We start from the raw sequence: 12,826 nt of genomic DNA, 5'->3' as shown, positions 1-12,826 counted from the left end.
TGATGCACCATATCCGCAAGTCGGCGGTGTTGCCCTACAGCGCCGAAGAGATTTTTGCCCTGGTCGAAGATATTCGCAGTTATCCGCAATTCCTGCCCTGGTGTGGCGCCACCCGTATCCTGCAGGATCGTGGCGATGAAGTGGTGGCCGAGATCCGCATCGCCCACAATTCTTTCGGTAAAGCCTTTTCCACGCGCAACCGCTACCAGCGTCCCAAGCTGGCCGAGGTGCGACTGGTCGACGGTCCCTTTCGTTTTTTGGAAGGGCTCTGGCAACTCGAGCCAGTGGAGGGTGGCACACGCGTGACCCTGGACATGCGCTTTGAATTCGCCAGCCGTCTCATCGGCGCATTCCTGGAGCCAATCTTCAAACAGGCCGCCGAAACCATGGTGCAGCGCTTTGGACAGCGGGCACGGCAGGTATATGGCAGCCCGCGTCTGGCAAAAAAACCAGGCTGAGCGCTTTGTCAGCCCTTTTCGCCGGCGAGTGCCTTTACGTCGCCGCTGATACTTTGCAAGCTGCCGTCCCGACTGAAATGCAGGATGACGTTGCGCACTGTGGTACTGCCGTAAGCAGGCTTGTCACTGTAGCTGTAGACCCATTCATCGGAGCTCCAGGGATCCTGTAGTAAAGGCGCGCCCAACACCGCGCTGACCTCGGCCTTGTCCATGCCTTTGTGGATTTGCGCCAGTTCTTTCTGACTGACGACGTTACCTTGCTGCACATTGACGCGATAAATACTGCAGGCGCTCAGGGTGGTGCAGAGAAGGAGGGTGCTCGCGAGAAAAGAGAATGTGCGCATGATCCTTGTCTTAGGCGTACGGTGCCACTATGCTACTAAAAGAACGCGCTACTTGCCATTGGAACGGATGAATAGTGAAGAACTGAAACGGGCTGGTCTGAAGGCCACCCTGCCGCGCCTGCGGATCCTGCAGATTCTCGAGGCCAGCGATACGCGCCATCTGACAGCGGAGGAGGTCTACCGGCAGCTGCTCGATGCCGGAGAAGAGGTGGGCCTGGCCACCGTCTACCGCGTCATGACCCAGTTCGAGATGGCGGGTCTGGTGCGTCGCCACCATTTTGAAGGCGATCGCGCGGTCTTTGAACTCAATGAAAGTGGTCATCACGACCACATGGTCTGTACCGCCTGTGGCAAAGTCCTCGAGTTTTTTGATCAAACCCTGGAAAACCGGCAGCTGCAGATCGCTGCCGAGCGTGGCTTCCACATCACCGACCACAGCCTTTCTCTCTACGGCACCTGCAAAGGAATGCAAGAGAAGGGCGTCTGCTCCCTGGAAGGGCAGGGTAGCTGAACCCCCTGCTTCTGATAACGGCTCGTTTCTAGCGCTGCTGGCGCAGGGCCGCAATACGCTCCTCCAGGGGCGGATGACTCATGAACAGGCGCGAAAGGCCGCCATGTCCGAGAATGCCGAAGGCCGTCATGGCCTTGGGTAGATGGCTTTCTTCGTGGGACGCGCGCAGGCGTTCCAGGGCGGCGATCATCTTGTTGCGCCCGGCAAAGCGGGCACCGGCGGCATCGGCGCGAAATTCCCGCTGGCGGGAAAACCACAAGACAATGATGCTGGCCAGCACGCCAAGGACCATTTCGGCGACGATGGTGGTAATCCAGTAGGCGATGCCATTGCCCTCTTCATTGCGAAACACCACGCGGTCTACCAGATTGCCAATGATGCGGGCGAAGAAGATGACGAAGGTATTGACCACGCCCTGAATCAAGGTAAGGGTGACCATGTCGCCGTTGGCGATGTGCCCAATTTCATGTCCGAGCACGGCCTCTGCCTCATCGGCATTCATCTGCTGCAATAGGCCAGTACTGACGGCAACCAGGGCGTGATTCCGACTGGCACCGGTGGCAAAGGCGTTGATCTCGGGCGAGGGATAGATCGCGACTTCGGGCATGCCAATGCCGGCGGCAGTCGCGTGGCGCTGCACGGTCTGCACCAGCCATTGTTCGGTGGGGTTACGTGGCTGCTGGATGACTTCGGCACCGACGCTGCGCTTGGCCATCCACTTCGACATCAGCAGGGAAATGAATGCACCGCCAAAGCCAAAAACCAAGGAAAAGATCAGCAGGGTCGGCAGGTGGACTCCCGCTCTGGCCTGATCAAAGCCAAAGAGATGCGAGAGAATGGTCCAGGAAATGCTGAGGATCAGCAGGATGGCAAGATTGGTTGCCAGAAACAAAAAGACGCGCTTCATGATTTGACTCCGTGCGCAGACGCTCTGCCAATATTAACGCAGCTCTGCGCCGAGAGTGCAAGCGTCTGCAGCGATGCGTACACTACGACACATACCATCTCGGGGAGGAGAAATGCAGCACACGGCAGAGGGTTTGGAGCACCAACACCATTCGCATGGGCATGGTCACCATGCCCACCATCACCATGCGCCAGCAAATTTTGGTCGCGCCTTCGCCATCGGCATCGCTCTGAACGTTGCCTTCGTTTTGGTAGAGATTGCGTTTGGCATTCTGGGAGACTCCCTCGCCTTGTTGGCAGACGCCGGACACAACTTTGCGGATGTTTTTGGCCTGCTCCTGGCCTGGGGGGGAAGCAAGCTGGCGCAGCGTTCTCCTTCCCTGCGCTTTACCTACGGCCTGCGCGGAGCCTCGATCCTGTCGGCCTTGGGCAATTCGGTGTTTCTGCTCCTGGTCACCGGCGGTATCGTCTGGGAAGCCATCCTACGCCTAATGCACCCGGCGCCAGTCGCCGCCTGGGATATCATCGTCGTGGCGGCCGTCGGTGTGATCATCAACACCGCGACGGCTCTCCTCTTCGTCGCCGGGCAAAAAGAGGATCTCAATCTGCGCGCCGCCTTTCTGCACATGGCGGGGGATGCCGCGCTGTCGCTAGGGGTCGTATTCACGGGCATTACTATTCTGTTCACCGGCTGGCTCTGGCTTGATGCCGCCACCAGTATTCTGGTCAGTGCCTTTATTGTCTGGTTTACCTGGGGCGTGCTGCAGGAGTCGGTCGGTCTTGCCCTCAATGCCGTGCCCAGAGGGATCGATCCTCTTGCTGTGCGGCATTTTCTCCTTGCCCAGCCCGGGGTGCAGGAGGTGCACGATCTGCACATCTGGGCCATGAGCACCAGTGAAAATGCCCTGACAGCCCATCTGTTAATGCCAGATGGGCCGCGCGGCGACGATTTTTTGCACGAGCTTGCCGAAGAGCTGGCAGAGCACTTTCAGATCCATCATCCCACCCTGCAGGTGGAAACCGGCGATAGCGCGCATTCCTGTGTACTTGCCCCCGAAGGGCACATCTAGAACGTCCTCAGGGGAGCAGGGCGAGGTTGTCGCGGTGGATGAGTTCCACCGCCTCCTGCTCGCCAAACAGCTCGGTAATCTCGGCGCTGTTTTTCCCCAAGCGGGCCGCCACTTCGGCGCTGGCGAAATTGATCAGGCCGCGGGCGATCTCCTGTCCTTCGGGATCCAGGCAGGAGACCAGGTCGCCACACTGAAACTCTCCCTCGACAGCCGTCACCCCTACCGGTAGCAGGCTGGAGCCTTTCTCGCGCAGGACGCGTGCCGCCCCAGCATCGAGCCGGAGTGTGCCCATGGGCCGTAACTGCCCCACAAACCAGCGCTTGCGCGCAGCAAGCCGAGGGATTTGTGGCTGAAAACGGGTGCCCAGTAGCGCCCCTCGGTACAGGCGCAGCAGCACGTCTGCTTCGTGGCCGCTGGCAACGATCGTCGCGGTACCCGAGCGTGCCGCTCGGCTTGCAGCCATTACCTTGCTGCGCATGCCACCGGTTCCGACCTTGCTGCCAGCGCCGCCAGCCATGGCCAGCAACTGCGGGTCGCCAGCGCGGACTTCGTGAAGAAGTCGGGCCTCCGGGTGTTGGCGCGGATCGGCCTCGTATAGGCCCGCCTGGTCGGTGAGGATGATCAGCAGATCGGCCTCCAGCAGATTGCTCACCATAGCAGCGAGGGTGTCGTTGTCACCAAAACGCAGTTCCGCGCTGGCGACCGCGTCATTTTCGTTGATGATGGGTAGAGTTCCCATTTCCAGCAGGGTGCGCAGGGTGGCGCGGGCACTGAGGTAGCGCTGGCGGTCGCGGAGATCTTCATGGGTGAGGAGAACTTGCGCACCGATCATGCCGCCCGTCTGCAGATATCCCTGATAGACCTGGACCAGGGCGGCCTGCCCAATGCTGGCGGCGGCCTGCAGTTCGGCCAGAGCGCGTGGGCGGGTCTGCCAGCCGAGGCGTTCCATGCCTGCTGCCACGGCGCCGGAACTGACCAGGATCAGCTCCAGTCCCTGGCAGTGCAATTCGCTGAGCTGCGCAACCCAGGCAGCAATGGCGGGATGGTTCAGCCCCTTACCATCATTAGTGAGCAGACTGCTGCCAATCTTGACGACCCAACGACGGGTTTCGGCGAGTTCGCTGCGGCTCATTCCTCTTCCTCATCCTCCCAATCGGCGTCGCCCCAATCCTCTTCGTCCCAGTCACCCTCTTCGGCAGCATCTTCCTCGTCGTACCAGTCGATGGCACCGCTGGGTTCCGGGGCTGGAGGAATTTCCGGCAGAGCACGCCAGATGGCTTGCGTCAATTCCTTGCAGCCGGCGCCCGTCGCCGCCGAGACAAGAAATGCGGGTCCCTCCCAAGCGAGCTCTTTACAAATGGCCTGAAAGCGTTGTTCGGCCTCCGGGAGGGGCAGGAGATCGGCCTTATTGCCGATCAGCCAGCGCGGGCGGCTGGCTAGTTCGCTGCTATACGCCTCGAGCTCGGACGCCAGGGCCGCGACGCTTTGTGCCGGATTACTTTCTTCCAGGGGGGCGATGTCGACCAAGTGCAGTAGCAGCCGGGTACGGCGCAAATGGCGGAGAAAGCGGGTGCCAAGGCCCGCACCCTCGGCAGCACCGGGAATCAGGCCGGGGATATCGGCGAGGACAAAGGATTCGTGTTCCCCCACGCGCACCACGCCAAGCTGCGGGTGCAGGGTGGTGAAGGGGTAACTGGCAACCTTGGGTTTGGCAGCACTGACGGCGCGGATGAAGGTACTTTTGCCGGCATTGGGCAGGCCCAGCAGGCCGACGTCGGCAAGCAGGCGCAGTTCCAGACGCAGGTTGCGCTCCTCCCCAATGCCACCTTTTTCAAACTGGCGGGGTGCGCGGTTGACACTGGTCTTGTACCAGAGATTGCCATGCCCACCGCGTCCGCCCTTGGCGATCAGGAGGCGCTGCTGGTTTTCGCGCAGATCGCCAAGTAGTTCACGGGTGTCTTCGTCATAAACCAGCGTGCCGACGGGGACGGCAATTTCCAGATCCTTCCCAGCCCGCCCCGTCATCTGTCGACCGGCACCACCATGACCGTTTTCGGCACGATAGCGCCGCTGGTAACGGAAATCGATGAGGGTGTTGAGGTTCTCCTGGGCCACGAGGTAGACGTCACCGCCCCGCCCACCATCGCCGCCATCCGGTCCGCCGAAGGGGATGAATTTCTCCCGACGAAAGCTGACAGAGCCGTGGCCACCATTGCCGGCGCCAACCACGATGCGGACTTCGTCGAGAAATTGCATGAAAAAACCCCACCCCGCTAAACCGGGGCGGGGCTTTCCCGATGGCTGTTTTTAGCCGTTGATGACGCTGACGGTGCGTACCTGACGCGGACCCTTGCGCTCAAACTGTACCACACCATCGCTCAGAGCAAAGAGGGTATGGTCCTTGCCAATGCCGACGTTGGCGCCGGGATGATACTGCGTACCCCGCTGGCGGATGATGATGTTGCCGGCGATGACCGCCTGCCCACCGTAGCGCTTGACGCCCAGACGCTTGGACTCGGAGTCGCGTCCGTTACGCGAAGAACCGCCTGCTTTCTTGTGTGCCATATTCGTTGCTCCTGGATTTACGCGTCGATGCTGGTGATGCGGACTTCGGTGTAGTACTGACGATGGCCCTGCCGCTTCCGGAAATGCTTACGGCGACGCATCTTGAAAATGTGGATCTTGTCGGCGCGCCCCTGGCTCAGCACCGTAACTTTGACACTGGCACCCGCGACGAGCGGCTGTCCCACCTGCACTTCTTCGCCTTCGCCGAGCAGCAGTACACGGTCGAGAACCAGCTCGCTACCAGCTTCGGCTTCCATCTTCTCCAAGCGCAGCTTGTCACCCACTGCCACTCGATACTGCTTACCGCCATTCTCGACTACCGCGTACATCAGAACCTCCACAAATGGGACTGCCGGCGAGAGGCGCCGGAAAGGGTCAGAATAATATGGAGAAAGCTTCCCTCCGTCAAGCGCCTGTGTGCCTCTGCGCATGCACGGAAATGTCCCACTCAGCGCACCAGAATATGGCATGTGGCCAGATTTTGCACCACGATGGAACGAGTGTCCGATTCGAATCGTTGCCAGCAGACTTTAGATGGGCAATCATCAACAGTTGCTGCAGGCCAACGGGCACTACGCCGAACTCTGGGCGCGACAGAGTCGCCCCAAGAATCATTGAAGCCAGACGCAGTTTGTTTGCGCGTCAGACGCTAATGATCGGGTAGAAATTCTTCTTAAAGTGGCTACTCAGTAGGCCCCGGAAAACCACTCACCCAAAGTACGCACCTACTATCACCACTTTCAAGCCGATAGTGCTGTTGACAATCGTGCGCGAAGGGATACCATGTAATGCAACCGTGTTGCAAAACAGGCTGCAAAGCATGTCTGAATCGGAATCCCGAGCGTTACAACAGGACGTAGTGAGCTTTTGGGGCCTGGTGGGCCAGAGCATATCCGGCATGGCGCCGACCTGCGACGTGGTCGCTTTCATGACTGCCGGTGCCGCTTTCGCCTTGGTAGCCATGCCGCTCTCTTATCTGGCAGCGTTCATCCTGATGTTCATCGAGGTGAACACCATCTATCACCTGACCAAGCATCGGGCCTCAGCCGGCGGCTATTACAGTTTTGTCTCGGCAGGACTGGGAGCGCCGGCGGCGCTGGTCACGGGTTTTATGGTCATCTTCTACCAAACCCTGAGCGTCGGAGCGATTCCGGTTTATGTAGGTGGTGTCTTTCTGCCAGGCCTCGCGCGCAGCCTGGGCCTCGCGCTCCCGTCCTGGTTTTGGATTGCCAGTATTCTGTTCTTTGTGGGTGTCCCCTGGCTGCTCAGTGTGGCCGGCATTCGCCCAAGCATTCGCACGGTGGCGATCACCAGCCTGATAGAGATCCTGTTTTTGGTGGGCAGTTCGCTGTTCATCATCAGCCGCGCCCTGCCTGCCCACCCGTGGGCGCCCTTCAGCACCGCAGACGTCGGCTTCAAAGGCGTGGCAATGGGAATGATCTTTGCCATTACCAGTTTTATTGGCATTGGTAGCCACACTCCCTTGGCCGAGGAGACGCGGGGGGTGCGCACCCAGAATGGGCGCGTGATTGGCAAGGCGGCGCTGGTCTCCCTGAGCCTGGTTGGTGCTGCGCTGATCTTGTCGGCTTACGCCCTGACCGTGGGCTGGGGGATGCACGACATGCGCAGCTTTGCCAGCAACGGCGCTCCGGGGGTAGTGGTTTTCGAGAAATATCTTGGATTCTGGGGTGCAGCAGCCTTAGTAATCCTGGCCATCAACAGCGCCATGGCCGACGGCCTGGCCCTGCTGAATGGTTCGGCACGGGTGCTCTTCGCCATTGCCCGTGATCGCTTGCTGCATACCCGTTTCGCTCTGGTGAATGGGCAACGTGCGCCCCAGGGGGCCATCAACTTTCTTGCCGCTTTGGCACTGGGTCTCGCCATTCTGTTCGGCCTGGTTTTCGGGCCCAGTAATGGCTTCAATGTCATGACAACCGCCGTCCTGATTGGCCTGGTAACCGCTCATAGCCTGATGAATCTTGCCTTGATGCGTCTGCCGGCGGGCGGCGACTCCCATGGCAGTCGCATCTTCTTCCATTTTCTCTTGCCGATCGTGGCAACACTGCTCTTCTGGTGGGTGCTTTGGGAATCGCTCTTTCCTCTCGCCTATCCGCTCGGCTGGTCCTTGGTGCTTTGGGTGGTAGCCATCGTGCCCGCGTTGCTCTATGCCAAGTGGCGGGCGCGCCGTCTATCTCAGGAAGAGGCGCACCGCTTGGGGACGACAGCCCTCTGAGATTGGCTTACCCTTCGCCCGATCGGCAAGGCAGAGGACCTCAGGTTATAGAGCGTTCTCGGCTTGATGCCAGAGCGTGCCGATGGTGCCCGCAGGTTTGGCAGCCTGGGCCGCCACCAACGGGGTTTGGCCAAGCACTTTGCCATGCAGGGTGATCTGTAGGTGGCCCACGATGGCACCAGCGGCTACCCCATGCCCGCCAAGCTTGTCGTAACTGACGCTGCGCTGCAGATCCTTTTGCTCTCCCGCCGGTACCGTCACCCAGATATCCCTTGCCGCCTTGACTGCGAAGTCCTCTGGATCCAGTTGTGGATCGCTGTATTTGCCCAGCACCGTCCCTGCCTTCACTGCTTCTACGTCGTGGGTAAAGGTGTAGCCATAGTCGAGCAGGGCAACGACATCATTCACGCCGGCGGGCCAACTCGGCGCCCCCATGACGACAGCGATCAAGCGCCGTCCATTGCGAATGGCGGTGGTGTCCATGCAGTGACCAGCGGCATTGGTATGACCGGTTTTCAGTCCGTCAATGCTCGGATGGCCAAAGAGGGCGGGATTCCAGCTGCGCTGGGTGATGTGGTTGTAGCGATAATATTTGATCCTGGAAATATCGATGACCTGCGGATACTTTTGGATCAGGTTGCGAGAAATGATGGCAATGTTCATGGCCGAAAGATGCAGGCCAGGATCGGGTAGACCATCGACATCGGTATAATGCGCCCCCTTGAGACCCATTTTCTCGGCCTCGGCATTCATCTCCTCGACAAAAGCGGCGCGACTGCCGGCGACGGCTTGGGCCAGGGCTACGGCCGCGTCATTGCCGGAATCGATGATCAGCCCGTGCATGAGCTGGCTGACGGTAACCGGCAGGTTGGGCTGGATGAACATGCTCGAACCGCCAGTGTGCCAGGCTACGGTACTGACCGGGATCTGCTGGTTCCAATGCAGACGTCCGTCAGCGAGGGCGCCATAGGTCAAATAGGCAGTCATCAACTTGGTGAGACTGGCGGGGGGCAACTGCAGATCCGGATCCTTTTCGGCAATGATGGCGCCGGTACGAGAATCTATCAGCACGTAGCTTTTACAGTCGGGAATGGTCGGCGGTGGGGGCTGCAGGTCCGCCGCTTGCGCCAGAGAGACGCCCAGAGGAGAAAGGCACAACGCCAGCAGAGGCGTCCGCAGGCGCCGCAGGGATGGATTCATCTGTCGGTTTCCTTAGTTTTTGGGCAGATGGATGACTACAAAGAGACTGTTATGGCCCTGACGAATCAGAACGGAAATGGGCTGATGCGCCGGAAGACCCTTGACGATGCTCTCCAGCTGTTCCGGGCTGTCGACGGGTTGCTGATCGATCTCCTGAATTGCCATACCCTCGTGCAAGCCGATTTCTGCCGCAGGTCCTGGATAGACGCTCTCGATAAAGACCCCATGCCGAATCCCCAGGGCCTTCTTCTCGGCCGCATCCAGGCCGCTCACGCGCAGCCCCAGGCGATGAATATCCACCACCTTGTCCATTTCCGCATGACGCATTTTTTGCGGCATGGTGCCAATGAAGGCATTGATGGTCTCGGGTTTGCCATTGCGCAGGATGCCGATGGGAACCGTTGTCCCCGGCGGCGTATCACCCACCAGCGGCGGCAGGGAACCGACACTGTACACCGGCTTGTGATCATAGGTGACAATGACATCGCCAGTTTTCAGTCCTGCTTTCGCTGCTGCTTCATCGGGCTCCACGTTGGCCACCAGCGCCCCTACCGGCTCTTTCAGATGCAGAGCCTGCGCCATTTGCGGCGTGACCTCTTGTACATCGACGCCCAGCCAGCCAAAATGCAATTTTTTGTGGGCAAGGAAGGCATCCACTGCACGCATGGCGGTGTTGATGGGGATGCTGAACGAGAGGCCCATGTAGCCACCATCGTTGGTGTAGATCTGATCGTTGATACCGACCACTTGGCCGGACATATTGAAGATGGGACCACCGGAGTTGCCTGGATTGATCGGCACGTCACTCTGGATGAAGGGAATATATTCGTCATCATGCGGCAAAGATCGATCCAGGGCGCTCACTACGCCTTGCGTGACGGTGTTATAAAAACCAAAGGGCATGCCGATGGCCAGCAGCCATTGACCGACCTTGAGGTCTTTGGAATTGCCCAACTCTACCGTGGGCAGGTCATGGGCGTCGATCTTCAGCAGGGCCGTGTCATAACGCACCGAAAGACCGACGACCTTGGCGGGGTACGCGTGATGATTGGTGAGAGTGACAACGATGTGATGCATGCCGCGCACCACATGACCAGCGGTGACGATGTAGCCGTTGGGGGAAATGATAAAGCCCGAACCAAGGGCCTCTTCCTTTTCTTTCTGTGGTGGCTGGGCGCCGGGAAAGTTGCGGAAAAATTGATAGAAAGGGGAATTCTTCGGGAACGGATTTTGTCCCTGATGGCCACCTACTACCTTGGTATCGGAATCATCGATCTTGACAATGGCATTGCCATACTTGTCGACGATCGGTGTGAAATCTGGAACCGGTACCATTTTTGGACCCGGCGCATGCAGAACTGGCTTGGGGATGGGCATTTCCTCGTTGGCGGCAAAGGAGACACCAACGGCTCCCAGACCCAAAGCAAATACGGCGCTGCTGACAGCGAGGAGCATTTTGCGAGATTTTGCGGTCATAATCGGCTGTTCCTTTTCTGTTTACCGAAAGCTATGACGGGCAGGCTACGAGGGAAGTTCCCGGGTACCCTGTGAACATCGATGAATATCCCTGTAGGCTCTGGGAACTCTTTGCCCTTTCTATCCTCTATCCCTTGCACATGGATACGCATCGGGACGAATCGCGCCAATTTCGCCGGCGCCTAGGGTGGGCGGCGCTGCTGTTGCTGGCGCTGCTGTTGCTTCTTGCCGCACGGGTAATCGACCTGCAGATCTTTCACTATCGGCGCTTTCGCCAGCTGGCGCGTGCCAATCACACGGCCATTGTCCCGCTGGCACCGCCGCGCGGTCTGATTCTGGCGGACCATGGGCAGGTTTTGGCGGCCAATCGGGCGCGCTATGTCCTCGAACTGTTTCCGGATGAAGTCCATCACCTGCATGCGACCTTACGCCGGCTGCAGCGGGACTTCCCGATCTCGCAAAAGACGGTGCAGCATCTCTTGCATACCATCGATGACAAACCGGCCTATTTGCCGCGCGTCCTGCTGACCAAACTATCGCCGGAACTGCTGGCGCGTTTTGCCGTACGGGAGGAAAGCTATCCCGGAGTTCGTCTTGCTGTGCGCTGGCACCGTTACTACCCTTATGGCAGCCTCTTTGCGAATACCATTGGTTATGTTGGGCCAGTCACCCAGAGAGATTTACAAGGGTTTGATCCGCAGCAGTATCTGTACCGGCACACCATTGGCGTCAGTGGCCTGGAGTACACCCTGGAACGGCAATTGCGCGGACATTTTGGCTATGACATCCGCAGCGTGAATGCCTTGGGGGACCCGGTGGCGCCTCTGCGCCGGGTGCCGCCCAAGCCGGGCGACGTTCTGCGCACCACCCTGCGTCTGCGGGTGCAAAAAGCCGTTGCCCACGTCATGAAAAAGGAGCACTACCGGGGTGCCCTCATCGCCATCAACCCCGATACCGGTGCGATCCTCGCCAGTGTCAGTAATCCCAGTTTCAATCCCAACTGGTTTGTCGGAGGCATCAGCAGCAAGCATTGGCAGGCGCTGTTGCATGATCCCGATCACCCCTTACTCAACCGAACCCTTGCTGGATTGTACCCTCCAGGCTCCACCATCAAGCCGTTTTATTCCCTGGAAGCTCTACAGAACGGTGTGATTGCTCCCAACTTCCATACCTACTGCCCGGGCTACATCAAGGTAGGAGGGCATGTCTTTTGGGACTGGTATCGCTCGGGTTTTGGCGAGACCGGACTGCGCAAGGCGTTGGCCTGGTCGGTCGATGTCTTCTTTTATAAATTAGCGCTGAAGATGGGGATTCAGCTGCAGGACCAGACCCTGTGGCGCTTTGGTTTTGGCAAACCGGCACCTATTGACCTCGTCGGCAGTGCCGCAGGATTCGTCCCTACACCCGCCTGGAAGGTCCGCCAACTCCATGCGCCTTGGTATACTGGTGATACGGTGATTCTGGGGATTGGTCAGGGGTATCTGTTGGTCACCCCGACCCAGTTGGTGCGCGGGGTCGCCGCCATTGCCAATGGGGGTAGTTTGCCCTATCTGCATGTACTGAGGGATGTGAAAAACCCGCAAACGGATCAGATCATCAAGCCGGATTTTCCGGCGGCACGCGAGTTACACCTTCCCGGATTTGCCCTACGTGCCGTGCGCGCGGGGATGCGCGCCTGTGTTACCTCAGGCACCTGCAAGACCGTCGCCTATCCGGGCCTGAGCGTGGCGGGCAAGACTGGCACCGCCGAGGTACCGGTGGGCTACAGAGACGGACGCACGATCTATAACGATGATTCCCTCTTTATCGGTTGGGCGCCTTACCATCACCCGAAAATTGCGGTAGCGGCGGTGGTAGAGGATGGCGGCGGCAATGCGTGGCAGGCCCTGCCACTGGCGAAGGCCGCGATCCTCTCCTATTTGCGTCCCAAGCTGAAATTGCATACGTTTACCAATATCGTCGTCAATCCGGCCCAGGCCTTCGGTTAAGCTCGATTGGAACTTGAGTCTACGCTTGTGTTCTAATATAGCCTCTAGTCAATAGTAAGAATGTAGGAGAGTAGC

13 protein-coding genes are annotated in these 12,826 nt (G+C 59.1%); 5 read left to right on the top strand and 8 right to left on the bottom strand.

All coding sequences use genetic code 11. From position 1 onward, the window contains the following. Positions 1-2 precede the first annotated feature (2 nt). On the top strand, positions 3-458 hold the full coding sequence (locus MQE22_RS11110) for a type II toxin-antitoxin system RatA family toxin (RefSeq protein WP_215872914.1): 456 nt from the start codon (positions 3-5) through the stop codon (positions 456-458). 8 nt (positions 459-466) lie between these two features. On the opposite strand, the gene MQE22_RS11105 is transcribed toward MQE22_RS11110, so the two are convergent. Next, positions 467-802: an outer membrane protein assembly factor BamE gene (locus MQE22_RS11105; RefSeq protein ID WP_215872915.1), complete on the bottom strand. Its 336-nt coding sequence runs from the start codon at positions 800-802 to the stop codon at positions 467-469. A 67-nt stretch (positions 803-869) separates the two neighbouring features. Between MQE22_RS11105 and fur the strand changes: the two genes are divergently transcribed. Further along, positions 870-1,313, top strand: coding sequence for a ferric iron uptake transcriptional regulator (fur, locus tag MQE22_RS11100; protein WP_226827788.1), 444 nt, complete (start codon positions 870-872; stop codon positions 1,311-1,313). A gap of 28 nt (positions 1,314-1,341) precedes the next feature. Here fur and htpX read toward each other — a convergent pair whose 3' ends face one another. After that, positions 1,342-2,220 (bottom strand): protease HtpX, encoded by an 879-nt coding sequence (gene htpX, locus MQE22_RS11095; protein ID WP_215872917.1) that lies wholly within the window; start codon positions 2,218-2,220, stop codon positions 1,342-1,344. A 112-nt stretch (positions 2,221-2,332) separates the two neighbouring features. On the opposite strand from htpX, the gene MQE22_RS11090 reads away from it, so the two are divergent. Then, positions 2,333-3,289, top strand: a complete 957-nt coding sequence (locus tag MQE22_RS11090) for a cation diffusion facilitator family transporter (protein ID WP_215872918.1) — start codon at positions 2,333-2,335, stop codon at positions 3,287-3,289. A 7-nt stretch (positions 3,290-3,296) separates the two neighbouring features. On the opposite strand, the gene proB is transcribed toward MQE22_RS11090, so the two are convergent. The 4 genes from proB to rplU are packed head-to-tail and all read right to left on the bottom strand — an operon-like array spanning position 3,297 to position 6,183. Further along, the gene (proB, locus tag MQE22_RS11085) at positions 3,297-4,421 is read right to left on the bottom strand and encodes a glutamate 5-kinase (RefSeq protein ID WP_215872919.1); all 1,125 of its coding nucleotides are present in this window, start codon (positions 4,419-4,421) and stop codon (positions 3,297-3,299) included. Then, positions 4,418-5,545, bottom strand: a complete 1,128-nt coding sequence (gene cgtA / locus MQE22_RS11080) for an Obg family GTPase CgtA (protein WP_215872920.1) — start codon at positions 5,543-5,545, stop codon at positions 4,418-4,420. Before cgtA ends, proB begins: the two co-directional genes overlap by 4 nt. Before the next feature lie 51 nt (positions 5,546-5,596). Further along, on the bottom strand, positions 5,597-5,854 hold the full coding sequence (gene rpmA, locus MQE22_RS11075) for a 50S ribosomal protein L27 (RefSeq protein ID WP_215872921.1): 258 nt from the start codon (positions 5,852-5,854) through the stop codon (positions 5,597-5,599). A 17-nt stretch (positions 5,855-5,871) separates the two neighbouring features. Continuing rightward, positions 5,872-6,183, bottom strand: a complete 312-nt coding sequence (gene rplU, locus MQE22_RS11070; protein ID WP_215872922.1) for a 50S ribosomal protein L21 — start codon at positions 6,181-6,183, stop codon at positions 5,872-5,874. A 491-nt stretch (positions 6,184-6,674) separates the two neighbouring features. Here rplU and MQE22_RS11065 point away from each other — a divergent pair, with 491 nt between their 5' ends. Next, on the top strand, positions 6,675-8,087 hold the full coding sequence (locus MQE22_RS11065) for an APC family permease (protein ID WP_215871653.1): 1,413 nt from the start codon (positions 6,675-6,677) through the stop codon (positions 8,085-8,087). Between the two features lie 45 nt (positions 8,088-8,132). Here MQE22_RS11065 and MQE22_RS11060 read toward each other — a convergent pair whose 3' ends face one another. Then, positions 8,133-9,287, bottom strand: a complete 1,155-nt coding sequence (locus MQE22_RS11060) for a D-alanyl-D-alanine carboxypeptidase family protein (RefSeq protein WP_215871652.1) — start codon at positions 9,285-9,287, stop codon at positions 8,133-8,135. Positions 9,288-9,299: 12 nt separating this feature from the next. Next, positions 9,300-10,763 carry a Do family serine endopeptidase gene (locus MQE22_RS11055; protein ID WP_215885325.1) on the bottom strand — a complete coding sequence of 488 codons (1,464 nt, stop codon included), beginning with the start codon at positions 10,761-10,763 and terminating at the stop codon, positions 9,300-9,302. 71 nt (positions 10,764-10,834) lie between these two features. Between MQE22_RS11055 and mrdA the strand changes: the two genes are divergently transcribed. Beyond that, positions 10,835-12,751 carry a penicillin-binding protein 2 gene (gene mrdA / locus MQE22_RS11050; RefSeq protein WP_255789738.1) on the top strand — a complete coding sequence of 639 codons (1,917 nt, stop codon included), beginning with the start codon at positions 10,835-10,837 and terminating at the stop codon, positions 12,749-12,751. The last annotated feature ends 75 nt before the right edge of the window (positions 12,752-12,826 follow it).

It is taken from the genome of Acidithiobacillus sp. YTS05 (genome assembly GCF_024396695.1).
Classification (GTDB): domain Bacteria; phylum Pseudomonadota; class Gammaproteobacteria; order Acidithiobacillales; family Acidithiobacillaceae; genus Igneacidithiobacillus; species Igneacidithiobacillus copahuensis.
The sequence above is the reverse complement of the archived record's forward strand: the minus strand, read 5'-3'. Positions and strand labels throughout refer to the sequence as shown.